This is a genomic window from Antarcticibacterium arcticum (assembly GCF_007993795.1).
Lineage (GTDB): Bacteria > Bacteroidota > Bacteroidia > Flavobacteriales > Flavobacteriaceae > Gillisia > Gillisia arctica.
In genome coordinates this window covers 2,029,788-2,055,768 of the sequence record NZ_CP042476.1, presented here as the reverse complement: position 1 = coordinate 2,055,768, position 25,981 = coordinate 2,029,788, and the positions used below count along the sequence as shown (strand labels likewise).

Annotated in this window: 18 protein-coding genes; 17 read left to right on the top strand and 1 reads right to left on the bottom strand. The window is 39.3% G+C overall.

Translation table 11 applies throughout. The features are described 5' to 3' along the window. The first annotated feature begins 5 nt into the window (after positions 1-5). The 10 genes from rsgA (at position 6) to FK178_RS09240 (ending at position 10,987) form a co-directional block, all read left to right on the top strand. Positions 6-959, top strand: coding sequence for a ribosome small subunit-dependent GTPase A (gene rsgA / locus FK178_RS09285; protein WP_146833952.1), 954 nt, complete (start codon positions 6-8; stop codon positions 957-959). After that, positions 956-1,408 carry a D-aminoacyl-tRNA deacylase gene (gene dtd / locus FK178_RS09280; protein ID WP_146833949.1) on the top strand — a complete coding sequence of 151 codons (453 nt, stop codon included), beginning with the start codon at positions 956-958 and terminating at the stop codon, positions 1,406-1,408. Before rsgA ends, dtd begins: the two co-directional genes overlap by 4 nt. Positions 1,409-1,721: 313 nt before the next feature. After that, entirely contained in the window at positions 1,722-3,632 is a 1,911-nt protein-coding gene (locus FK178_RS09275; RefSeq protein ID WP_168194582.1) for a DUF3857 domain-containing protein, read from the top strand. 19 nt (positions 3,633-3,651) lie between these two features. Continuing rightward, positions 3,652-5,664, top strand: coding sequence for a DUF3857 domain-containing protein (locus FK178_RS09270; RefSeq protein WP_146833942.1), 2,013 nt, complete (start codon positions 3,652-3,654; stop codon positions 5,662-5,664). A 2-nt stretch (positions 5,665-5,666) separates the two neighbouring features. Next, positions 5,667-5,993, top strand: a complete 327-nt coding sequence (locus tag FK178_RS09265) for a nucleotide pyrophosphohydrolase (protein WP_146833939.1) — start codon at positions 5,667-5,669, stop codon at positions 5,991-5,993. After that, positions 5,993-6,265, top strand: a complete 273-nt coding sequence (locus FK178_RS09260; protein ID WP_146833937.1) for a hypothetical protein — start codon at positions 5,993-5,995, stop codon at positions 6,263-6,265. The genes FK178_RS09265 and FK178_RS09260 overlap by 1 nt, the downstream gene beginning before the upstream one ends. Before the next feature lie 35 nt (positions 6,266-6,300). Continuing rightward, on the top strand, positions 6,301-7,527 hold the full coding sequence (aroA, locus tag FK178_RS09255; protein ID WP_146833934.1) for a 3-phosphoshikimate 1-carboxyvinyltransferase: 1,227 nt from the start codon (positions 6,301-6,303) through the stop codon (positions 7,525-7,527). A gap of 91 nt (positions 7,528-7,618) precedes the next feature. Continuing rightward, positions 7,619-8,668 (top strand): tRNA preQ1(34) S-adenosylmethionine ribosyltransferase-isomerase QueA, encoded by a 1,050-nt coding sequence (gene queA / locus FK178_RS09250; protein ID WP_146833929.1) that lies wholly within the window; start codon positions 7,619-7,621, stop codon positions 8,666-8,668. A 243-nt stretch (positions 8,669-8,911) separates the two neighbouring features. After that, on the top strand, positions 8,912-9,955 hold the full coding sequence (gene rlmN / locus FK178_RS09245; RefSeq protein WP_146833926.1) for a 23S rRNA (adenine(2503)-C(2))-methyltransferase RlmN: 1,044 nt from the start codon (positions 8,912-8,914) through the stop codon (positions 9,953-9,955). Between the two features lie 54 nt (positions 9,956-10,009). Then, positions 10,010-10,987, top strand: coding sequence for a polyprenyl synthetase family protein (locus FK178_RS09240; RefSeq protein ID WP_146833923.1), 978 nt, complete (start codon positions 10,010-10,012; stop codon positions 10,985-10,987). Between the two features lie 68 nt (positions 10,988-11,055). On the opposite strand, the gene FK178_RS09235 is transcribed toward FK178_RS09240, so the two are convergent. Beyond that, positions 11,056-12,702: a sulfatase family protein gene (locus FK178_RS09235; RefSeq protein WP_146833920.1), complete on the bottom strand. Its 1,647-nt coding sequence runs from the start codon at positions 12,700-12,702 to the stop codon at positions 11,056-11,058. Positions 12,703-12,813: 111 nt separating this feature from the next. Between FK178_RS09235 and FK178_RS09230 the strand changes: the two genes are divergently transcribed. From FK178_RS09230 to FK178_RS09200, 7 genes are all read left to right on the top strand, one after another. Further along, positions 12,814-15,558 (top strand): helix-turn-helix and ligand-binding sensor domain-containing protein, encoded by a 2,745-nt coding sequence (locus FK178_RS09230; protein ID WP_146833917.1) that lies wholly within the window; start codon positions 12,814-12,816, stop codon positions 15,556-15,558. Positions 15,559-15,776: 218 nt separating this feature from the next. Then, a complete protein-coding gene (locus tag FK178_RS09225; protein ID WP_146833913.1) occupies positions 15,777-18,779 on the top strand; it encodes a SusC/RagA family TonB-linked outer membrane protein in 3,003 nt (1,000 codons plus the stop codon). A gap of 10 nt (positions 18,780-18,789) precedes the next feature. Continuing rightward, positions 18,790-20,352 (top strand): RagB/SusD family nutrient uptake outer membrane protein, encoded by a 1,563-nt coding sequence (locus tag FK178_RS09220; RefSeq protein ID WP_146833910.1) that lies wholly within the window; start codon positions 18,790-18,792, stop codon positions 20,350-20,352. 5 nt (positions 20,353-20,357) lie between these two features. Beyond that, complete coding sequence (locus FK178_RS09215; protein ID WP_146833907.1) at positions 20,358-22,088, top strand: LamG-like jellyroll fold domain-containing protein; 1,731 nt, start codon at positions 20,358-20,360, stop codon at positions 22,086-22,088. A gap of 250 nt (positions 22,089-22,338) precedes the next feature. Continuing rightward, positions 22,339-23,679 carry a glucoamylase family protein gene (locus FK178_RS09210; protein ID WP_146833904.1) on the top strand — a complete coding sequence of 447 codons (1,341 nt, stop codon included), beginning with the start codon at positions 22,339-22,341 and terminating at the stop codon, positions 23,677-23,679. Positions 23,680-23,705: 26 nt separating this feature from the next. Next, complete coding sequence (locus FK178_RS09205) at positions 23,706-25,103, top strand: glucoamylase family protein (RefSeq protein WP_146833900.1); 1,398 nt, start codon at positions 23,706-23,708, stop codon at positions 25,101-25,103. 59 nt (positions 25,104-25,162) lie between these two features. Next, entirely contained in the window at positions 25,163-25,948 is a 786-nt protein-coding gene (locus FK178_RS09200) for a carboxylesterase family protein (RefSeq protein ID WP_146833897.1), read from the top strand. The last annotated feature ends 33 nt before the right edge of the window (positions 25,949-25,981 follow it).

Genomic DNA, 25,981 nt, shown 5'->3' with positions numbered 1-25,981 from the left:
CATAAATGAAAGGCACGGTTTATAAATCTACAGGCAGCTGGTATCATGTAAAAGCGGAGGACGGGAATTTTTATAAATGCCGTATTAAAGGGAAGTTCCGGTTACGCGGGATAAAAAGCACAAATCCTGTAGCTGTTGGAGACAGGGTTGAAATTGACCTTGATGAAGCCAGCGAAGAAGTTACAGGCGTAATTAAGGAGATTGGTGAACGCGATAATTACATAATCAGGAAATCTGTCAACCTTTCAAAACAAACCCACATCATTGCTTCCAACATAGATCAGGCTTTTTTACTGGTTACACTTAACAATCCGCCCACCTTTACCACATTTATAGACCGTTTTTTGGTCACTGCAGAGGCCTACCATATAAAAACTATCATTCTCTTTAATAAAATAGATACTTATAATGAAGATGAGCTTGCCGAGGTGAAATATCTTGCAGCCCTTTACCGGGAGATAGGGTATGAATGTATTGGAATATCGGCCGTAACAGGAAAGAATGTAGACCAGGTAAAGGCTAGAATGACTGGAAAAACCTCTATGATCTCCGGGCATAGCGGAACAGGGAAATCTACATTGGTAAATGCCCTGGAACCCTCCCTTGATCTAAAAACCACCAAAATAAGTACCCAATCAAAACAGGGGCAACATACCACCACATTTGCTGAGATGTATGACCTGAGTTTTGATGCGCGTATCATTGATACCCCGGGTATCAAAGGATTTGGCGTGGTGGAGATGGAGAAAGAGGAACTGGGAAATTATTTTCCGGAATTTTTTGCACTTCGTTCTGAATGCAAATACTACAATTGCCTTCATCGGGATGAACCCAAATGTGCAGTAAAGCAAGCTCTCGAAGATGGGAAGATCGCCTGGTCCCGTTATAAAAGCTATCAACAGATCATCGCCGGGGAAGATGAACAACAATACCGCATGGATAATTACGAGGAACAATGAGAGTAGTATTGCAGCGGGTTAAGGAAGCTTCAGTAAGTATTGAAGGAAAAATAAACGGGGAAATTACTCCCGGAATTCTTGTACTTCTTGGGATTGAAGAGGCAGATACAAAAGAAGATATTGAATGGTTATGCAATAAGATATGCAATTTGCGTATTTTCAATGACATAAAGGGTGTGATGAACTTATCCCTTCAGGATGTAAAAGGGGAAGTTCTTGTAATAAGCCAGTTTACGCTTCACGCAAATACAAAAAAGGGAAACAGGCCCAGTTATATTAAGGCTGCCAGACCGGAAACAGCCATCCCCCTGTATTCAGAATTTATACAAAAACTTAGCCTCCAACTAGGAAAACCGGTTGCTACGGGAATATTTGGAGCCCACATGGATGTCGCTCTTATAAATGACGGGCCGGTAACCATAATTATTGATTCAAAAAACAAAGAATAATTTGGCGGTTTGACATTTTATGTTAATTTTATGAAAAATTAACAATTGTGAATCGGTAATCGGGTACAAAAAATTAGTCACCACCGGTTAATGATCAAAACTGACAAATCAATCTTTGAAATTTCTTCTGTATTTTTTCTTTCGGCCCTTACCCATAGAAATGATTTAATTTCAAATTCTATTTCCCTTTACGGCAGCAATATTTAGATATTATTTCTGTAAAAAAGAATACTCCCTTGTTTTCAGGTAAGGGGGACAGATTTTTATGCCATTTTGCTTCATAATGTGTTCCGAATATTCTAAAAATCGAGAAGTGAAAAATCAAACCTGCCTTGTCATTTTCCTTTTACTCCTTGCGCCCGTTCTATATGGCCAGGAGAACGTTAAGGTCTCAGAAATTCCTCAAAATTTAATATCAAATGCAAATGCCGTTTTAAGAAATGAAGAGATTTCTATTGAGATTGAAGCGGTAGATAAAATGAATGTTCATATAAAACGTAGCGTCACCATATTAAATGAATATGGAGAAATTCATGCAGGAGCGTATCAATTTTTTGATACCGACCGAAAAATTAAAAATCAGCAGGCAATCATTTATAATGCTGAAGGAAAGGAAATAAAGAAATTTAAACAGAAGGATTTTAAAGAACGAAGTGCCGTGGCTTCGGGAACCCTATATTCAGATGACAGGGTGCAATATCTGGATTATACAGCCCAAGGTTATCCCTATACAATAGTATATGAAAGCGAATTGCAAACAGGCACCACTGTATTCATTAGGCCCTGGCAACCCGTTAGTGGATATTTTTTAAGTGTACAAAAATCTACTTATAATTTTAAAAATAAACCGGGGATACCCTTCAGGCTGGAAGAAACAAATCTGGAAAACATTCACAAGAATTCATGGGATGATGGATTTTCTTATACTATAACGAATGTACCCGCTTACAAAAGGGAATATCTAAGCCCTTCTTTTGAAAAATTTGTTCCGAACCTCCGTGTGGCCTTAAATGAATTTTCACTTGTGGGTGTAAAAGGAAAAGCGGCCAACTGGCAGGAGTTCGGAAAATGGCAGTATGATTATCTCCTTGCCGGAAAAGACAAACTCCCGGAACATACTTTAAAAAAGATTGGGACTCTTCTCGAGGGTGTTACCACAGATTTGGAAAAGGCGAAATTGATCTATCAATATGTGCAGGATAACACAAGGTATATAAGTGTGCAATTAGGTATTGGAGGGTGGTCTCCCATGTTACCGGTGGATGTGGACAGGCTGGGATATGGAGATTGTAAAGCTCTCACCAATTACACAAAAGCCCTTCTCGATTCCCAGGAAATAACATCACATTATGCAGTTGTTTTTGGCGGAGAAGAAAGGAAAGATCTCGATGCAAATTTTGCCACAATGCAGGGAAACCACGTAATTCTTAATATCCCACAGGAGGAAGAGGATATTTGGCTGGAATGCACCAGTAAGACTACCCCCTTCAATTACCTTGGAGATTTTACCGATAACCGGAATGTTCTCCTCATTAAACCGGATGGTGGTGAAATTGTAAAAACCAAGGCATATGCATTTTCAGAAAATTTAATGGAAACCCATACCAAAATCGTACTGGAGGAGTCGGGAGATTTTAATGCAACCGTAAAAAGAACCTCCGGCGGAATCCCTTATGGCAATATTTATCACTTGATGAGTCAAACCAGGAATGACCAAATACTTCATTACAAGGAAAGGTGGCCGCATTTACAAGAGCTGGATTTTCAAACCATCACTTTTGAAAACAACCGGCAGGACCAAAAGTTTACAGAGTTAGTACAGTTCAAAGGTAAAAAACTTACTTCCCGATTAGCTAACGGGTTTTTATTGGGAGTTAATTTCATTTCTGTAGCCACTCACGAGGTTCCACGAATTAACGACAGGAAACTACCTTTCGAGATTGAGAGAGGGCACTCCTATAAAGATACTTTTGAGTTTCATCTTCCCAAAGGATATATGGCAGAATCCATCCCGAAGGAAGAGAATATTGAAACTGAATTCGGAATATATGTGGTTAGGGTAAAAGCCGGTGAAAAAGAGGGGGTAAGGACCATAGAGGTAAGCAGGGAGTATATTTTGTATGAAGGTGAATGGAAGGCAGACAAGTATTCAGATTTCAGGGATTTTATAAAAAAAATAGATTCTTTAAATAACCAAAAGACGATTTTGGTCGCACTAACCTAACCTAATTAATCAACCAGTTATGCAAAAATTTTATACCACGGTAATTTTAAGTTTGTTCTTTGTTTTTTCTTATGGCCAGGATTTTAAATTTGGAAAAGTATCCAAAGAAGAGGTGATGGAGAAATCTCATCCAATAGAAAAGGATGCGAATGCCGCTGTTCTTTTCAGGAATGTGAGTACATATTTTGAATATTATCCTTCAACAGGATTTACCCTCATAACAAATGTTCATGAGAGAATAAAAATATATAACAAAGAGGGTTTTGATTGGGCCACAAGGGAAATAAATTATTACAAAGGTGCGAACAGCCAGGAAACTATCGCAGGATTAAAAGGTGTTACCTACAATATGGTGGGTGGCAAGTTGGTGGAAGATAAACTGAAAAAAGACGGTATTTTCGAGGAAGATGTCACAAAATATCAATTAAGAACCAAGATCACCATGCCTGCCGTAAATGAAGGAAGTGTAATAGAGTATCAATATAGCTTAAGGTCTCCTTTTGTGACCACTATTGATGATATCGTCCTGCAATATACCATTCCAATTAATGTTTTGGATGTAAAAATAACAATCCCTGAATTTTTGGGATTCAGCAGGCATTTTAATCCACGTTCCCGACTTGTGTTTAATGTTCAGGAATCCAGGAAACCATTTTCCCTTACTTCATCTTCCATGGATCGAAACGGATTTACGGTGGTAGAGCACAGCATTTCAACTTCAAAAGTAGAATATCAGCAAAATACTTATTCCTTTGTAAAAACAGCTATCCCTGCATTAAAAGAAGAAAGCCATATAGATTATCTTTCTAATTATGGCGCGTTTATAAAATGGGAATTGCAATACACAAAATTCCCCAACGCCATCATGGAAAACCTTACCCAAACCTGGGAAGGTGTTACCAAATCAATTTTTAATGATGGAGGTTATGACAAGGAGCTTAGCCGCACCAATTATTTTCAAAAGGATTTAGATAAGTTGCTTGAGGGAGAAACCATTCCCCTTAAAAAAGCCCAAAAGATCTATGCATTTGCCAAGTCTAAAGTGAAATGGAATGGATATTTGGGTTATGAAGCAGAATCTGGAGGAAATAAAATTTATAAGGAAGGGGAAGGTAACATTGGTGATATTAATTTAATGTTGACTGCAATGTTGAGATATGCAGGTTTAAAAGCCAACCCTGTTTTAGTAAGTACCGTAAACAATGGAATTCCACTTTTCCCAACCCGAAAAGGTTTTAATTATGTAATTTCATCCCTTGATCTAAATGGGGAAAGGATCCTGCTTGATGCCACAGAAGAAAATGCCTCATTTGGGGAACTCCCAAAAAGAGCAAGAAATTGGAATGGCCGTATTATCCAGGATAAGGAAAATTCAGATTGGGTGGATCTAATGCCAAAAACGCAATCCAAAAATTCTTATTCCCTTAATATTGAAATTGATGATGAAAACAACCTACGGGGAAAATCTACCAATATTTTGACAGGATTATATGCAAAATCTTACAGAGATAATTTTAAGAATGTAAATACCGACAGTTATATTGAGATCCTGGAAAAAAATAAAGGGAATATAGAGATTGCGAATGTAGAGACAGATGGTCAATTATTAATAGGTTCCGATATTAAGGAAACCTATACCTTTGAAATCAAAAGCGGAGTTGATAAGATCAATGATAAATTATATATAAAACCTTTATTATATTTATCGGAAAGTGATAATCCTTTCAAAGCAGATAAGAGGTCTCATCCAATTATTTTTGATTTTCCTTTAAGAGATTCAAGAGTAGTAAATATTATAATCCCGGAAGGTTTTGAAGTTGAATCATTACCGGAAAATTCAATATTTCAATTAATGGGTGAATCGGGAATTTTTAAATATTTAACCTCTCAAAGTGGAAAATACTTAAGAATAGAATCTGTTCTTGAACTTAAAAATTTGGTATATACGCCGGAAGATTATGATAATTTGAAACAATTTTATGCATATATGGTTGAAAAACATTCAGAAACTATTGTGCTCAAAAAATCCTGATAATGAACATACAAAATGCCCAGCTTGCCGTAGATGAATGGATAAAAGCCCACGGGGTAAGATACTTTAATGAGCTTACCAATATGGCTCAACTCACCGAAGAAGTGGGGGAAGTAGCCAGAATTATTGCACGCCGGTATGGAGAGCAAAGTGAAAAGGAAAGCGACAAAAATAAAGATCTGGGAGAGGAGCTGGCAGATGTTCTTTTTGTAGTGCTTTGTTTAGCCAATCAAACCGGGGTGAACCTGCAGGAATCTTTTGACCGCAAACTGGATATCAAAACCAAACGGGACCACGACCGGCATCAAAATAATCAAAAATTAAAGTAATGGCATTTAAAAGGATAGTTAGAGATAAAGCCTTCTGGAAATCGGTGATAATAATGGGCCTCGCTTTTGCCATAATTTACCAGTTCATTTCCATGTTATTCGATTATGGCGGACTCGATTTCAGCGCCTTTTATGAAGACAAACTTGCCGGAGCACAATGGGTGAAATTTGTAATTGGTACCCTGGTAGCAGCTTTTTTATATGGGTTTATCATTACGTATGGGCAGTTTGTTTCCAGGATCAAGAAGGAGAAGAGAGAAAGGCAAAATTAGCCTTAATATTCAATTAGTTTACTTAGTTTTTTATAATGAACGTTCAGCTTTCACATTCACATAATACACTACAAGGTGACCTTGAGATCACGGGTTCGAAAAGTGAATCCAACCGCATGTTGATCCTGCAGGCGCAATTTCCAAATATTATCCTTGAAAATCTTTCCAATAGTGATGACACCAGGGTCCTTCAAAAAGCACTGGCTACACATACAGGAACGGTAGATATTCATCATGCCGGTACAGCTATGCGTTTTTTAACCGCATATTATGCAGCTTTGCCCGGCAGCGATGTAATTCTCACCGGGAGTGGCAGGATGAAGGAAAGACCGGTCAAATTGCTGGTAGATGCCCTAAGGAGTTTAGGTGCCGATATAGATTATTTGGAAAATGAAGGTTTTCCTCCCTTAAAAATAAAAGGAAAGAAATTTGTTGAAAATACGGTAGGGTTGAAGGCCAATATAAGCAGCCAGTATATATCTGCCCTAATGTTAATCGCCCCGTCCCTGCCAGATGGGCTAGAGATCATTCTGGACGGCCAGATAACATCTGTACCATATATTACCATGACCCTGGATCTATTAACTTCCCTGGGTATCAAAGGAACTTTTCAAGATAAGGTAATTCGTATAGAACCCGCATCAACCATTAAAAATGTAACTATTGGAATAGAGTCCGACTGGAGCTCGGCTTCCTATTTCTATAGCCTCGCAGCTATCTGTGAAACGGCTGTTATAAGATTGTCAAATTACAGAAGCAATAGCCTGCAGGGAGATTCCTGTCTGGCAGAAATTTATAAACATTTTGGAGTTTTTTCCCGGTTTAAAGGGAATACCCTCATTCTGGAAAAAAATCCCTGTAAAAAGCCAAGGCGCATTCATGAGGATCTTAAAAATTCACCCGATATTGCCCAAACAATTGCCGTAACCTGTCTTGCACTGGGCGTTGATTGTGAACTCGCGGGCCTTCATACCCTTAAGATCAAAGAAACCGACAGGTTGGTGGCCCTTAAAACAGAAATGGAAAAATTTGGGGCAAAGGTTGAGATAACCCAGGATAATTTGAAATTAAAACCCCCTGCGGCTTTGAATAAAAACGTATTGGTTTCTACCTATAACGACCATAGAATGGCAATGGCATTTGCACCGCTCGGTTTAAAGATTCCCCTGGGGGTAGAGGATGCAGATGTTGTATCCAAATCCTATCCCGAATTTTGGGAACACCTCGAAAAACTGGGCTTTAAGGTCGAAAAGTCCCGTTAACAGGACTTTTCCAATAATAAACCCGTATTTACTTGACAAGGCCTGTCCCGCAGTTGTATATTTGCAACCTTTAAAAAATGTAACTATGGGAATGAAACTTTCACAATTTGGTTTTGATCTTCCTGAAGAATTATTGGCCGAGTATCCTGCGGAAAACAGGGATGAAGCGCGCTTAATGGTTCTTAACAGAAAAGAGCAAACAATTGAACACAAATTATTTAAAGATGTACTGGAGTATTTTGAGCCAAATGATGTTATGGTTCTTAATAATACCAAGGTATTTCCTGCACGTTTATACGGAAACAAGGAAAAAACCGGTGCGCGTATTGAAGTGTTCTTGTTAAGAGAGTTAAATGCAGAGACTAAATTATGGGATGTACTTGTAGATCCTGCCAGGAAAATAAGAATTGGGAACAAACTTTATTTTGGTGATGATGAGAGTCTTGTGGCAGAGGTTATAGATAATACTACTTCCAGAGGAAGAACACTAAGGTTTTTATACGACGGTTCTTATGCTGAATTCAGAAAAAAACTGGAAGATCTGGGAGAAACTCCATTGCCAAAATATATAAAAAGAGAAGTGCAGCCTGAAGACCAGGAACGTTACCAAACTATTTACGCGAAAAAGGAAGGCGCAGTTGCTGCACCAACCGCGGGATTACACTTTTCCAAGCATCTTCTTAAGAGACTTGAAATAAAGGGGGTGGAATTTGCTGAAGTAACTCTTCACGTAGGCCTGGGAACTTTTAATCCGGTTGAGGTGGAAGACCTTTCAAAGCATAAAATGGACAGTGAGGAAGCGTTTATTGAAGAGAAGGCAGTACTAACTATAAATAAAGCTATCAAGGAACGTCGCAGGATTTGCGCGGTGGGTACAACTTCTATGAGAGTTCTGGAAAGTGCGGTATCTTCAAACCATACGTTGAATGAATTCAGTGGTTGGACCAATAAATTTATTTTTCCTCCTTATGATTTTAGCATTGCCAATGCAATGATCACGAATTTCCATACACCAAAATCAACTTTAATGATGATGGTTTCGGCTTTTGCCGGGCACGATTTTATGAAAAAAGCCTATGCTGAAGCGATCAAGGAAAAATATAAATTCTATACATACGGGGATGCGATGTTGATCATCTAACCTCCTTTGTTACCTGAAAACAAGCCGCAATTAACCGGGATCCCGATGTGATTGCGGCTTTTTCTTTGGGTTTTTTCTGAAGAATAATGAATTCTCCGGAATCACCCTTATGGGGTAGCCCAAAATTCGATGCAAATTTGAATTTTTATATCATCTTCTTTGTTGAAAGCATAGTAACCTGAAAAACAAAAACCTGCAACCACAGCCGTAGAGAAATCCTAAAAATCTTCTTACTTTTGCAGCGTGAAAAATGCAAAGAAAGATATACGGGCCCTGACCAAACAGCAACTGCAGGATTTTTTTGTCTCCCAGGGAGATAAATCCTTTCGCGGTTCACAGGTTTATGAGTGGTTGTGGTCTAAAAGTGCGCATAGTTTTGAAGATATGACCAATATCTCAAAACAAACCCGACAGATGCTGGCCGATAATTTTGTGATCAATCATATACGGGTTGATCAAATGCAGCGAAGCAGCGACGGGACCATAAAAAATGCGGTTAAATTGCATGATAACCTTACCGTTGAATCTGTTTTAATACCCACTCCAAAAAGAACCACGGCATGTGTTTCTTCCCAGGTGGGATGCAGTCTTGATTGTAAATTTTGTGCCACCGCAACTCTTAAACGCATGCGCAACCTTAATCCCGATGAGATCTATGATCAGGTGGTTGCTATAGATAATGAAAGCAGGCTTTATTTTGACAAACCCCTTACCAATATAGTTTTTATGGGAATGGGAGAACCGCTTATGAACTATAACAACGTTATGAAGGCGGTAGAGAAGATTACCTCCAAAGAAGGCCTGGGGATGTCTCCAAAACGTATCACCATTTCTACGTCAGGAGTGCCTAAGATGATTAAAAAACTGGCCGATGATGAGGCTAAAATAAAACTTGCCGTTTCCCTGCATTCTGCAATAGATGAGGTGCGTACCACCATCATGCCCTTTAATGAAACCTTTCCGCTTAATGATCTTCGTGAAGCACTGGAATACTGGTATGCAAAAACAAAGAGCAGGATCACTTATGAATATATTGTTTGGGAAGGTATTAATGATAAACCCAAAGATGCAGATGCCCTGGTAAAATTCTGTAAATACGTACCCTGCAAAGTGAACCTTATTGAATACAATCCCATTGATGACGGGGTTTTCCAGCAGGCATCCTCACAGGCCACCCATATGTATCAACGTATGTTGGAACAAAATGGAATTACTGTTACGGTGAGAAGGTCCAGGGGAAAAGATATAGATGCTGCCTGCGGCCAACTGGCAAACAAATCTTCTTAGCAAAAGCCTAATTTCGAATAAATCCCATAATCTTTAGCTATCTTTGGATTCCTTATGAAGGTCATCTCTCAAATAAAATTACCGGTAGAAAAAGAGATGGAACTTTTTGAAAGAAAGTTCTTCGAGTCCATGTCTTCCAAAGTGGCCTTGTTAAACCGAATCACTCATTTCATAGTAAACAGAAAAGGCAAGCAAATGCGGCCTATGTTTGTATTCCTTGTAGCCAAAATGGTTTCTGAAGGGGGTGTGAATGAGCGTACTTATCGGGGAGCTTCGGTTATTGAGCTTATACATACCGCCACCCTGGTACATGATGATGTGGTAGATGATTCCAATATGCGCCGTGGATTCTTCAGCATAAATGCTTTATGGAAAAATAAAATCGCAGTTCTTGTTGGAGATTATCTCCTCTCCAAAGGCTTATTGCTCTCCATAGATAACGATGATTTTGATCTCCTTAAGATCATTTCAGTAGCGGTACGGGAAATGAGCGAAGGGGAGTTGCTCCAAATTGAAAAAGCGCGAAAACTTGATATTACCGAAGATGTTTATTACGAGATCATTCGGCAAAAAACCGCTACCCTTATTGCCGCGTGTTGTAGCCTGGGTGCAGCCTCTGTCAAACCTCAATCGGTTGAGGTGGAGAAAATGAGAAGGTTTGGAGAGCTTATAGGTATGTCTTTCCAAATAAAAGATGATCTCTTTGATTACGGCGATGAACAAATAGGGAAACCTACCGGCATAGATATCAAAGAGCAAAAAATGACACTTCCGCTTATTTATTCATTAAATAATTCTTCTCCCGGGAAAAAGAAATGGATCATTAATTCGGTTAAAAATCATAACAAGGATAAAAACCGTGTAAAAGAAGTGATCACATTTGTAAAAACACAGGGCGGGTTGGATTACGCGATTTCAAAAATGAAGGAATTTCAAAAAGAAGCCCTGGCCATATTAAACGATTACCCTGATTCTCCCTATAAAGATTCCCTTATTTTAATGGTGAATTATGTAATTGAACGAAAAAAATAAATTTTTTATCTTTTTTCGTTAGCTACAAACTTCAATTTTCCCGCGGCCCTTTGCTTAAGCGCAAGCAATCATTTAGATTTCCCTGCCAGTCTTTCAAAATTTTTGTAGGCGCGGTCGATCTTTTCTTTAGGATTCTTTTCAAATTCAGTAGAAGTAACCTGATATTTTTTTTGCAGTGCATCAAGCCTGTTATGTAATTCTTTTCTTATCCCTGCATAGGCGGGATCTTCATAAATGTTTTTAAGTTCCTGGGGATCTTTTTCAAGATCGTACATTTCCCATTCATCAATATCATCATAAAAGTGCATTAATTTATACCGGTGTGTGCGCACGCCATAATGCCGCTTTACCATATGGAAGGCAGGGAAATCATAATAATGGTAATAAATAGCATCCCTGAAATCCTCCCCAGATGAATTTTGAGAAAGAAGGGCTCTCATGGATTTTCCCTGCATTTCTTCCGGAATATTAGCTCCTGCAAAATCGAGAAATGTTGGAGCGAAATCGAGATTCTGGGTAAGGGCCGTTACTTCACTTCCGGCCGGTATTTCCTGGGGATATTGGATAAGTAAGGGCATAGCCAGGGATTCTTCATACATGAATCGCTTGTCAAAAAATCCCTTTTCCCCCAAATAGAATCCCTGGTCCGTCGTATAAACAAAAATGGTGTTTTCTGCGAGCCCGCTTTCCTCCAGGTAATCCAGGATTTTTCCCACTCCTTCATCCACAGAAGCAACCGTAGCGAGGTAATCCTGAAGATAACGTTGTCCCTTCCATTCTGCCAGGTCTTTCCCTGTAAGATTAGCATCGTGAAAAGCATCATTTTTAGAGCGGTATGCTTTGTCCCAGGTATCCCTTTGGGCTCGTGTCATTCGGTGAAAATCTGTAGTCCATGGATTATGACGCAGAGAATCGCTTCCTTTTTCCATGGTCATTTTAAGGTCATGACCCTCATACATGTCCTTATAAATTGTTTGCTGCTGTTGTTGTGCAGCTACCTGATTTTTAAAGTCCGGATAATATGTATCCGGTAATGGAAATTTAACGGTATCATATAGATTAAGGTGGCGCAGGGCCGGCATCCAGTTACGGTGCGGAGCCTTGTGCTGCACCATTAACATAAAGGGCTCTCCGCTATTTCCATTTTCCTTCAACCATTTAAGGCCCATTTCGGTTACAATATCGGTTGCATAGCCTTCAATACGGGTGGTATCCTTCCCTTGTATAAAATCGGGATTATAATAATTTCCCTGATCTACTAAAATATTCCATGCGTCAAAGCCTTCCGGAAGCCCATGTAGATGCCATTTTCCAAAGAGAGCGGTACGATAGCCTGCCTCCTTCAAATATTTTGGTAAAGTGGCCTGAGAACCGTCAAAAACATCCCCATTCATTCTAAAGCCATTAATGTGGCTGTGTTTCCCGGTAAGTATAACTGCCCGGCTGGGACCGCAGATGGAGTTCGTACAAAAATTGCTGTTGAATTTTGCGCCGTTTTTGGCAATACGGTCAATATTGGGAGTAGGGGCTAGTTGACTTACAGGATGACCATAGGCACTAATTGCCTGGGTTGCGTGATCATCAGTCATTATAAAAACAATGTTTGGCCTTTTCTTTACCTGTTCCTTTTCTGCTTCTTCTTTCTTTTTGTTGCAGGAGGTCATTATACAACATACCAAAATTAACAGCGAAAGTGGTTTAAAGAGAAGTTTCATGTTTTGAAAATTTTAATTTTAAAAGAAGTATAAGGGCTAAATCTACAAAACATTGTAATTTTATAACGATATTTTACCCAAACAAAACCTGCTCAATCTAATTTTAACACTGTGAGAATTATATTGCCTTTCGTCCTGATCCTGTTGCTGTTACAGTTTAAAATTTCTTTTTCGCAGGAGTTGACCCAGCCTATACAAAATTTTTCTTCCGTTCAATATGGGGCTGCAAGTCAGAATTGGGATGTAGTAATTGATTCCCGGGGAATAATTTATTCGGCAAATAATGAAGGTTTACTGAGTTTTGATGGGCAAAAGTGGGAATTACATCCGTTACCATCTGGTGCCATAGTGAGATCTGTCTATGCACACCAGGAACGGGTGTATACAGGTTCTTATCAGGAATTTGGTTACTGGGCCCGAAACCGGAAAGGTGAATTGAAATATACTTCCCTAATGCCCTTATTAAAAGATTATGAAATGCACAATGAGGAGATCTGGGATATTCTCTCCTTCCAGGGATCTATATATTTCAGATCTTTTGGTGCCCTTTATAAATATGATCAGGAAAAAATAATTCCGGTAAAGAATCTGGTTTTAAATTCTATGCAGGTATTTAATGGAAAGCTAATTCTTGCCATTGGGAAACAAGGAATATTTTCGCTTGAAGAAAACGGGGAACTTTCCCCTCTGCCGAAACAGGAAATCCTGAAGGGCAAAACCGTAATAGAGCTGGAAAAGGACGGAAAAGACCTTTTAATTGGGACAAGAAATGCTCTATATAAATTTGACGGAGAAACATTTAGTCTTTATGAGGACAGCAACCTAAATGGCTTGCTGGAGAGATATGAACTTAATCATATTTTAAGGATCTCAGATGTTGAACTTGTTTTTGCTACTGTTAAGAACGGGATCATTCAGTACAATAAAAATCTGAAAAACTCCCGCATATATAATCGTAATAGTGGTTTACAGAATAACACAGTGCTGGGAATGGCAGTAAGAAACGGAAAGATATGGTTAGGTCTGGATAATGGAATAGATGCCATTAACTTGTCTTCACCCGTAAATTTTTATACAGATGATACGGGAGAATTGGGAGCGGTGTACGATGTGGCATTCCATAATTCTCAAATATACCTGGCAAGTAATACCGGGGTGTATCAGTTAAATAACAACGGACTTTCACTTATTGAAGGCGCCGAGGGTCATAGCTGGAATCTGGAGATAATTAATAACCAACTTTACAGTAATCATAATACCGGAACCTATAGGATTGAAAATCTAAAATTCATACCTGTGGAAAGCAGGACGGGAAGTTTTGATATTATAAAGGCTCCCGAGAATGCAGGAGCCCTTCTTATTGGTAACTATACCGGAATAAGTATTTATTCCCCGGAAAATGGGGATTTGTGGGAACTTAATGAGGTGAATTTTCCCGTGAGAAAATTAATATATGAAAATCCCGGAGTGATTTGGGCATCCCATCCTTATGAAGGGGTGTACCGAATTGGATTAGAGAATGACCTCAAAGAACATAAATTCATTAGGAAAATAGGAAATCCAAACAAAAAAGGAAATTATAGGGCCGATGTTTTTAAGGTCAATAACCAGATTGCCGTGTTGAAAGATAACACTTGGTTTAAATATAATTCCTTTACTGATTCTCTGGAGATCTTTGGGGACCTTAAGGATTATCAAAACCACAGATTATTGGTCGAAGCCAACAATGGCTATTGGTTCACAAACGTTAATACAAATGGACTGGTGTATACAGATTTTAAGGATTTAAAATTGCAGCTGTCGTTCAAAGAATTAAATGGAAGACTGGTTAAAGGGAATGAAAAAGTAATTCCCTTCAATGATTCGATCTTTTACCTCACCTTAAATGATGGCTTTGCCAGAATAAATCTTAATGATTTGGTGAGGGAAAAGAAGAATGAGAATTTAAGTGAACCTATTATTTACCATTTTTCAGGATCTGGCCAAAGCTATGATCTCACTTCTATACCTACTATTCCATATACCACGGCCCGGGAAGTTGTAATAGGAGTGGCTTTGCCCGACTCTGATGCTTCCGGCCTTTTTTATGAGCTGCAAGGAAGAAATGGCCTTAAAGGCAAAGTGGAAAACGGTGAAATTAAATTCCAGAATCTTGCATATGGAGATTATATTTTGATGGTCTACGCCTTGAGTCCGCAGGGGGTATCTTCAAATACCAGCAAAATTGAATTTTCTGTAATGCCGCCCTGGTACCTTTCAAACCTGGTTAAATTCTTCTATCTCCTTATATTCCTGTTTCTAATAGGTATGATTTATTGGTTCAACCGCCTCAAACTTAAAAAACACAGGAGAACCCTGGAACAGAAATATCAAAAAGAACATGAGGAACGGCTCTACAAAATAGAGAAGGAACGGCTTATGGGTGAAATTAACAGCAAACGGAAAGAATTAGCCAATACTACACTCCTTGGTGCCCGGAAAAATGAAGTGTTAATGGAGATTCAGGGGGAGTTAAGCAAGGATAAAGATAAATTCTCCAACCAGTTCCGTTTAAAACATATTATGAATAAGATTAATCGGGAGATCAAAAATAAAGATGAATGGAATTTATTCGAAACCAATTTTAATGAGTTACATGAAGATTTTTTTAAGGATCTTTTAAGCACCTACCCAAAGCTTAGCAATAAGGATTTAAAATTATGCTCTTATCTCAAAATGAACATGTCGTCCAAGGAGATTGCACCTCTCATGGGAATCACGGTAAGGGGTGTTGAAGTACACCGATACCGCTTAAGAAAGAAGATGAAACTTGACCCAAAGGAAAACCTCACTAACTTTTTTATTAAAAATTTTTAATTCAATTTCCGATGATTTAACATAAATATCACTACAACATTACTACTACATGATAATTTAATTGAATCAACATCCTACTTCAAAAAATTGTTAAAACATTATAAATCAATGTATTATTGTGTTATTTTGCAATGTAGTAAGAGTATTGCACTATAACGTTTGCGTTAAAGTAAGAAACGGCAGTATCTTTCTTTCAAATTCAGATAAAAATTCAACGTATGAAATTAAAATTATTATTCCTTCTTGTGTTTCTGGTAAGCGTCCCAGGGATTGCACAACAAACAAAGACCGTGACCGGTACAATTCTGGATGCAAATGATGTGCCGCTTCCAGGTGCTGAAGTTAAGGTGGTAGGAAAGGAGATCTTTGACGTTACAAATTTTGATGGAGAATTTACACTAAATAATGTAGTGGTTGGTGATGTTTTCAGGGTAACCTTTCTAGGGTTTCAAGCCCAGGAATTCACGATCTCCACAGCAAATACTTTTGTAATTAATTTACAGGAAGATGCTGGGGTGTTAGACGAAGTAGTACTTATAGGATATGGTACTGCAAAAAAGAGGGATCTTACAGGATCCATTGCTACAGTTAATGCAGAAGAGATTGAAAAAACCCCCACAGCCAATATTATGCAGTCACTGCAGGGGAAAGTTTCCGGGGTACAAATTGTGAATGCAGGTTCTCCCGGAGATTCACCAACGGTGAGAATTAGAGGGGTAGGTACATTTGGAGATGCTACCAATGTTTTATATGTAGTGGATGGTGCTCTATATGACAATATAGATTTCCTTAATACGAAGGATATAAAATCTGTAAACATTTTGAAAGATGCTTCCTCCTCTGCTATTTACGGTGTAAGGGCGGCCAATGGGGTAGTTATTATCGAAACAAAATCTGGACGATTAAATCAAAAGGTTCAATTTGAATACGATGGGTATACAGGGATCCAGCGAGCACAAAATGTTGTGAAACTTGCCAACACAGAGCAATTTTATACCATGGCCGTGGAATCAGGTTCTCAGGCCGATGTGAATTTTATTCAGAATGCCATACAGCGTTATGGCCGAAGCCGTATTAACCCTAATCTTCCTGATGTGAATACAGATTGGTATAGAGAAATACTCAGAGATGGATTAATGCAAAACCATAGTATTTCTGCATCGGGTGGAGGTGAAAAGGTAGCCTATGCCGTAGGTGCTAACTATACTTCGCAGGAGGGGATCCTTGATATGAAAAATGAATATGAACGTTTTAATATACGTTCAAAGGTAGATGTTGATATCTCTGACCGCTTTAAAGCCGGGGTAAATACTATTTTTAGTAATGCCACAAAATATGCTCCTGAAAATGCAGCCTGGTTTAGGGCTTACTTCGCCGTACCACTTATGCCGGTAATTGATGAACTAAATACAACTTCAGGTCCAACCCGATATTCAAATGCGCAGGTACTTGGTTATCGAGGAACTCAAAATCCATTTCAGGACCTTGCATATAATCAAAACAGGCTTAAAATAAGGAAGTTGCTAGCTACGATGTTCTTACAATATGAGATCATTGATAATAAACTTGATATAAAAACTACCTACAGCCACGATTATTCATCCCTGGAAGAAAGGAATGTAAATTTACCTTATACCCTGGGCAATAACTTTGAAAGAAGGTCCAGCATAAGAAGAGCAAATAATAATTTCTCCAATCAATTTTGGGATAATGTACTTACCTATAATGATACTTATGGAGATCACGATCTTACAGTTATGTTAGGTGCATCCTTTAGAGATGAAGCCAGCAATACATTTTCAGCAAGAGGTTTTGATATTGCAGGAATTGGGCTGGAAACCAGCTGGTATCTGGATTTTGCAGATCAGGATTCCTTCAGCAATAATGTGAGTGAAGTAGGAAGAAGGTTCTATGGAATGTCTTATTTTGGAAGGGTTGCTTATGATTTTAAAGACAAATATTTATTATATGCCACTCTTAGGGCAGATGGGTCATCTAAGTTTACATTAGATCCTTGGGGATATTTCCCATCTGTAGGTTTAGGATGGGTAATTTCTGATGAAGAATTCCTTGCCAATAATAATTTCGTAGATTTTTTAAAGCTACGTGCCAGCTGGGGTAAACTTGGAAATGATAATGTAGCTGCCAGTGCAGGGTCAAATACCATAAATGTGATCACCACACCTATCGATAATCAACCCCGTCCCGGTCTTACAGCTACCAGTGTATTTTCAAATAATACATGGGAGGTTATTGAAGAAAAGAACTTTGGTTTGAATTTGGAAACTTTCAATAACAGATTATCAATAGATGCCGATTATTACATTAGAGACACCCACGATGCAATTTTACCCGTATATATTCCAATTGTTAACCGTAGTGTAGATAGAAACTCTGGAGTAATTAGAAATGAAGGGCTGGAATTAAGTGCAAACTGGAACCAGCAGGTTAACCAGGATTTTAGATTTAGAATAGGTGCCAATTTCACTACCCTTAAAAATGAGGCTATTCAAATTGAGGATGAAAGAGGTTATATAGATTCAGGTACGGCTGAGTTTAGACAGAGAACTACGCTGGGTGGGCCATTATTAGGGTTCTTTGGTTATGAGCGTATAGGGGTATATCAAAATGAACAGCAAATTAGCAATGACCCAATTGCGGTGGCTAATAGCCTTGTTCCGGGAGATCTTATTTATAAGGATCAGAATGGAGATGGTGTGATAGATGATGCTGACCGGGTAATCCTGGGATCATTTCTTCCTAAATATACCTATGGAGGAAGTATAGGAATGACCTATAAGGCGTTTGAGTTTTCAATGGATGTGTTTGCTCAAACCGGGAACAAGATCCTGAACCGTAAAAGAGGTGAGATCATTTTTACTCAGGACACCAATATGGATGCCGATCTTGCCATAAACAGATGGCATGGTGAGGGAACAAGTAACAGTTACCCTTCATCTGCAGGATTGCGGAAGGCCTGGAATCAAAAATTAAGTGATTTCTGGGTAGAGGATGGAGACTTCTTCCGAATTCAAAATGTGCAGGTGGCTTATAATATAATTACAGATAATTTACCCCACACCAGAATTTATTTTACTGCGGAAAAACCCTTATCTGTCTTTAATTATAACGGGTTTAATCCTGAAGTTCCTAATGGTGTTGACAGGCAAACTTATCCTGTACCGGCCATCTATACTCTAGGAGTTAATTTAAAATTCTAAAAAAATTATTATGAAAAAATATAATTCAACAAAAATTCTTTTTCTCTTCCTGTTAATGGGAGTGGGATTTAGCTCGTGCCACGATAAATTGGATTTACGGGAAGGTCAATTAAATACAGGCGACCTTGATTATACAGATGCCAGTTTAATGATCCAACCTCTAATTGGTGCCTATTATGAGATGGCCACCCGGGGATGGGAAGAACCTCTTTTATTAGGGGTAAGAGGGGATGATGTAAATGCCGGAGGTTTAGGTGATCAACAACCCTTTGCCGATACTGATATGTACCAATACGATAAGGATTATTGGATGTACAACTCCCTATGGAATGTACATTACAATGATATCATCAACATGAACACGGCCATTTTACAGCTTGAAAATTTCAGGGAATTTGCCGATGAAGCCAATGCTAACCTGGCGAACCAGTACATTGCCGAAATTATGGTTATGAGAGCCTATTTACACTTTAACCTGGCTAGAGTGTGGGAAGATATTTTCATTATTACTTCAAATCAGCCGGAAGAGGAACTTCAGGCAGGTGTTTCGTCTAAAGCAGCGGTAATGCAGTTTATTTCAGATGAAATGGATATGGCAATCCTGGATCTGCCAGATCTTAGGCCTAATGAAAGAACAGACATTCGGGGTGGGGTAACTCGTTATACCGCTTATGCCGTAAAAGCGCTGGCAAACCAAGAACTGGAAAATTATAATGAAGTGGCAAGTGCTACGGGGGCAATTATAAGCTCAGGAAAGTTTTCATTGTTTCCGGATTTTTATCAACTTTTCAAAATGCCCGGAGAATTAAGTAATGAAAGCCTATTGGAATTACAATATTCAGATTATGGAACTCCTTCAGGTGATGCGCTTTATCATTTATATGCGCCATTTGGTCCTCAAAACTGGACTCCGGCACGCGCTAATGCACAAAGCGGATGGGGTTTTTATGAGCCAAGTTTGAAATTTATAAAATTTATGCTTGATCGTAATGAACAGGTAAGACTACAAACTAGTGTCTTATTTACCAACAGGGGAATTGCCAGACTTCAGGCAGATGGATATACAAATCTTCCTTCCTTTGTAAATAATACCACACCCTCTGGCGATGTGATCAACGATTTTGAAAGGGGACTCTTTTCCAGCGGGAAACATTATTTGCCTTCTGTTCAATTAACTCCTGGAAGAAATGATTATAGTGCAGGAAAAAATATGATAGTAATTCGCTATGCCGAGATCCTATTGATGTATGCAGAAGCTGTTACTCTTGGAGGAACGCCTAGTGCGATATCTGCGGATGAAGCAGTAAATTTAGTAAGAAACCGGGCAGGTCTCCCATCAATTACCGGTGTGACCCATGCCCAGGTACTTGATGAAAAATTTGCTGAACTAGCCATGGAATGGGGAATCAGGTACTATGACATGATACGCCACGATAAGTATGCAGAATTAAGCTACGACGGTAGAACTTTTACTGCAGATAAAGAATATTTGCCTTATCCACAGGCGCAAATTGATGCCTTGCCCCTTGGGACTAGTGCTACGATGAATTCAATATTAAATCAGCTAAATTAATAGGTATGAAAAATTATATAAAATCTTCTCTTTATCTATTGCTTCTCGTTTTTGGGTTTTCCTCCTGCGAGTATGATGGGATTGATCCTATTACCGCAGTAGACCCAGGACCCGATGCCGGTGCTCCTCAAATTACAATTTTATACCCTACTGAAGGGACTACTATACAAATCCCCGGCGCTGTAGCTGCTATCAACATTAGACTGGAAGTTGTAGATGATATTGAGGTAGATAAAATTGAGGTAATGGTAAATGGAAATCAAATAGCGATGTTTGATGAGTTTTTAGATTACCGGATTGTAAAGAGAACCATAGCATTTGATAATGTTACCAATGGGGAACATACCCTTACGGTAAGAGCTACAGATATTTCAGGGAATGTTACTACCAAAGAGGTGAATTTTAGTAAAGAACCTCCTTATTCTCCAAAATATGCCGGAGAGTTTTTCTATATGCCTTATGACGGGGATTTTATGGAATTGGTCAATATTTATACCGCAGAGGAAATAGGAAACCCACGAACTTCCACCACTTCTTTTCTTGGAACAGGAAGCTACCGGGGGGTTGCCGATTCTTATATAAATGTGCCTCTTAATGACGCTGATCTTGGCAATGAATTTAGTGCAGCATTTTGGTATAAACTAAGTGCAGATGAAGCCCGTGCCGGGATCCTTGTGGCAGGTGATGATGCAACAGATCGTAAACAGGGCTTCCGTCTTTTCAGAGAAGGGTCTGGTACCACACAAACTATTAAATTAAATGTAGGAACAGGCACTGGAGAAAGCTGGAATGATGGTGGAAGTATTGATGTTACAGGAGAGTGGGTACATATCGCATTTAGTATAAGTGCTACAGAAAGTATTTTGTATGTGAACGGTATGCCATTACGCACTGGAACCATGTCTGCGCCTATAGACTGGACGGGTGTTGAGGAGCTAACTGTTGGTGCGGGTGGGGAAACCTTTAGTTACTGGAATCATAAATCTGATACCAATAGCTTAATCGACGAATTAAGACTTTTTAATAATGTACTATCCCAAAGCGATATTCAAAATTTGATCAACGCTTCAGCGGTTACGTTACATATGCCTTTTGACGGCCAATTTAAAGATATGGTCTCAAATCGTGAAGTAACAGTTGTAGGAACACCCGGCTTTGCAGGGGAAAGTAAAAAAGGAAGTGATGCCTACGCGGGCGCTGCCGATTCATATCTTACGCTACCTTCAGCAGGTTTACTGGGTGAGGAGTTTAGTGCAACTTTCTGGTATAAATTAAATGCCGACCCAAATAGAGCAGGTATTATAGTAGTAGGACCGGAAGATTCAGGCAATGCAGGATTTCCACAGACACAGAATAACAGAAAGTTCGGATTTAGATTTTTCCGTGAAAACGGAGCAGCCGGGCATCAACGTTTTAAACTGAATGTTGGTAATGGTACTGCTGATACCTGGGTTGATGGCGGTGCAGCTGCCGATGTTGCCAATGATGCAGGCTGGGTACATTTAGCTTTCACAATATCGCGAACTTCAGCCATTGTGTATATAAATGGAGTAGCGGTTAAAGAATCTGCTTTCAGCGGTATAGACTGGACCGGAACCGATCTGGTTTCTATAATGTCCGGGGCTCCAAGGTTCACAGAATGGGGTCACTTGTCTGACCAAAGTTATATGGATGAGTTACGCTTTTATAACAAAGTTCTTACTCCTACCGAAATTCAGGATGCAATGTCCAATTAAAAGAAAACAGGTCTGGGATTCCCCTGGGAATACCGGGCCTGTTTTAATTTAAAACTAATTCTTTAATTAAGGAAATAGTAGTACTTCTCTTGTAATAAGAGAAAAGAAATAGGCCCCTCTTAGTAATCGAATTTTGCTATCTCTTAATCAAAATATAAGAGGTAACGGGATCCTATTTGAAAATAAAAAGAAATTTTTACTGCTTGGATAAGATATTTACTAAGATCAATTATAAAAAACAGAAAGAGAAATGAGGCTCACAGGGAAATGGAATTTTTTATATTTTATTGGAATTATTTTATTGTTATGGTCCTGCTCGAATGATGATGGTCCAGGATATCAGGAGCCCTATATTCCGGGCCCCGGAAATAGTGAAAAATTAAGTGATGCAGCACTTTTGGAAAAGGTGCAGCAACAAACTTTTAAATATTTCTGGGAATTTGCGGGTACAAATTCAGGGCTTGCCAAAGAGCGTTCTCAGGCTGATGCCTATGGTGGTGAAGGTAAAAACATTGTAACCATGGGAGGGTCAGGTTTTGGTCTTGCCGCTTTTCCGGTGGCGGTTGAGCGTGGTTGGATATCTAAAGCCCAGGCCGTTCAACGTCTTGAAAAAATACTCAATTTCCTGGAGACGGTTCCAACCTATCATGGGGCCTTTTCCCACTGGTATCTTGATAATACGGCAAAAACAAGACCATTTGGAAATATGGATGACGGAGGGGATCTGGTAGAAACAGCTTTCTTAATGCAGGGACTCCTTATTAACCGGCAATATTTTTCAGATGAAGCAAGTATCGTGAACCGAATCACAAAATTATGGGAAGCTGTAGAATGGGATTGGTATACAAGGGGTGAAAATGTTCTTTACTGGCACTGGTCACCAAATTTTGGGTTTCAAAAAAACCTGAAGATCCAGGGATGGAATGAATCCCTTATAGTATATGTGCTCGCAGCATCCTCTCCTACACATTCAATTGAACCTGAAGTCTACCACCAGGGTTGGGCCAGCGGCGGCGGCATGGTAACTAACAGGAGCCATTATGGGCATTCTCTTCCATTAGGTCCCGGGTTTGGTGGCCCTTTATTCTTTTCACATTACTCTTTTATTGGACTTAACCCCACAAATTTAAGTGATCGTTATGCCAATTACTGGCAGCAAAACAAGGCGCATAGCCTAATACATTATAATTATTCAATTGATAATCCTAAAAATTATAAAGGTTATAGTGAAAATTCCTGGGGTTTAACGGCAAGTGACAGTTATCAGGGGTACGAGGCTCACAGCCCAACCAATGATAAAGGTGTGATTACACCCACCGCCGCATTATCTTCTTTTCCATATACGCCTGTGGAGTCTATGAAAGCTCTAAGGTATTTTTATGAGCAACAAGGGGGTAAATTATGGGGGCCGTATGGATTCTATGATGCATTTTCAGAAGAACACAATTGGGTTGCCAATGGGTATCTGGCAATAGACCAGGGGCCAATTATTTCAATGATCGAGAATTACAGAACAGGATTGGTATGGAATCTTTTTATGGCAGATGAAGAAGTTCAGGCCGGTCTTACACGCCTCGATTTTAATTATTAGATAAAACAGCATACAAAAATTTTTATATGATCAATTTGAGAATTATTTTATTACTGCTTTTAATGGTAACAGGAATCAGTTGTAAAGAGAGCAAAGACCGGGAAGTGGCAGAGAAGAAAGAAGTTGCAGGAACGGGGGAATTATCTGATGATGCCCTTATGGATCTGGTGCAGAAACAAACCCTGAAATACTTCTGGGATTATGCCGAGCCAAATTCAGGAATGGCCCGTGAGCGTTATCACCCTGATGGAGTATATCCTAAAAATGACGAACACGTAGTGACTACCGGGGGGTCGGGCTTTGGTTTAATGGCCATAGTTGCCGGTATTGAACGCGAATTTATTCCCAGGGATTCAGCCGTAGCCCGTTTAGACAAGATCGCCGATTTCCTTAATACGGCCGAAAGGTTTCATGGAGTTTGGCCTCACTGGATAAATGGGGAAACAGGCGAAACCCAGGCATTTAGTGCAAAAGATAATGGGGGGGATATTGTGGAAACGTCTTTTATGGCCCAGGGCTTCATCGTTGTGAGAGAATATTTAAAAAATGGATCTGATGCTGAAAGAGCGGTGGCTCAAAAATATGATGAACTTTGGAAGTCTATAGAATGGAATTGGTATACAAATAACAAAGACGGTATCTACTGGCACTGGTCCCCAAATTATCAATGGGAAATGGACTTTATGATAGAAGGTTATAATGAGTGCCTTATTACCTATGTTATGGCGGCTTCTTCTCCAAATCATTCCATTCATCCGGATGCTTACCAAAAAGGCTGGGCCCGTAACGGAAAAATAACGACCGATGTTGAGGCCTATGCCCTGCCTTTAATTTTAAAACATAATACAAGAGGAGACAAGGGAGGCCCTTTATTCTGGGCTCATTACTCTTATTTGGGATTAAACCCGAAAGGGCTTAGTGATCAATATACCAATTACTGGGACCTCAATGTAAATCACAGCAAGATCAACTATAACTATTGTATGGAAAATCCTAAAGGTTTTGAAACATACAATGAAAATTCCTGGGGGCTTACCGCCAGTTATACCAAAAACAAAGACGGTGGTATAGGCTATGCAGCCCATTCTCCAGATGATGACAGGGGTGTAGTATCACCTACCGCGGCTTTATCCTCGCTCCCTTATACCCCCGAGGAATCTATGAGGGCAATGCGTTATTTCTATGAAGAGCAAAAGGATTTGTTGTGGGGCCCGGCAGGATTTTATGATGCATACAGCCTGGAAGGAACTCCCTGGGTTGCCGAGAAATATCTCGCAATTGACCAGGGGCCTATTGTAGTTATGATAGAAAATCATCGTTCCGGACTTATTTGGGACCTTTTCATGGGTGCACCGGAAGTTCAGAAAGGATTGGGAAAACTAGGATTTTCTTCTGAAGAGTATTCCAACGTACGTAAAGATTAAAAACTATTTAGGCCTCGCAGGTTAGGAAAACCTTTAAGGCCTTCAATAAAATATATGTTATGAAAAGAATAGCTTCTGTTTTTCTTTTATTATTTCTTTTAATATCAGCTTCATCAGTAGCTCAGGATCTTGAAGAATATAAGAAAGAACAATTTATCCTGGCGCAGGATACTTTGAACTACAGAATACTTTTTCCGAAGGATTTTTCAGAAGACAAAAAATATCCCCTGGTGTTATTCCTTCATGGAGCCGGAGAAAGAGGAAATAATAATGAATCCCAATTAACACACGGGAGCAAACTGTTTTTGAAGAAAGCAGAGGAGTTTCCTGCAATTGTGATATTTCCCCAGGCACCTAAGGATGATTATTGGGCTAAGGTGGAAGTAAAACGAGACAGCATTCCTTACCAGTTTAATTTTAAGAATGAGGAGGAGCCTACCAAGGCCCTACATTTGGTGCAGGCTCTTCTGAATTCTGTAACACAAAAGGATTATATAGACCAAAACAGAATTTACGTGGGTGGTCTTTCCATGGGAGCAATGGGTACTTTCGAACTCCTTTCCCGTCAACCGCAAATGTTTGCTGCGGCATTCGCAATTTGTGGAGGGGCAGATCCCGGAATTGTAAAAAATTATCGTCCTGGCTTTAATATCTGGATTTTCCACGGGGAAAAAGATGATGTGGTGCTGCCCGAATATTCAAAAATCATGGCCCGGGAAATAAATTCCCGGGGCGGCAATGCCAAATTATCTTTATATCCAAACGACAATCATAATAGCTGGGATTCTGCATTTGCAGAACCATATTTATTAAAATGGTTGTTCTCCCATGAACGAAAGGAATAGACTATAGAAATTTGTAATTATTAATCTGTTTAA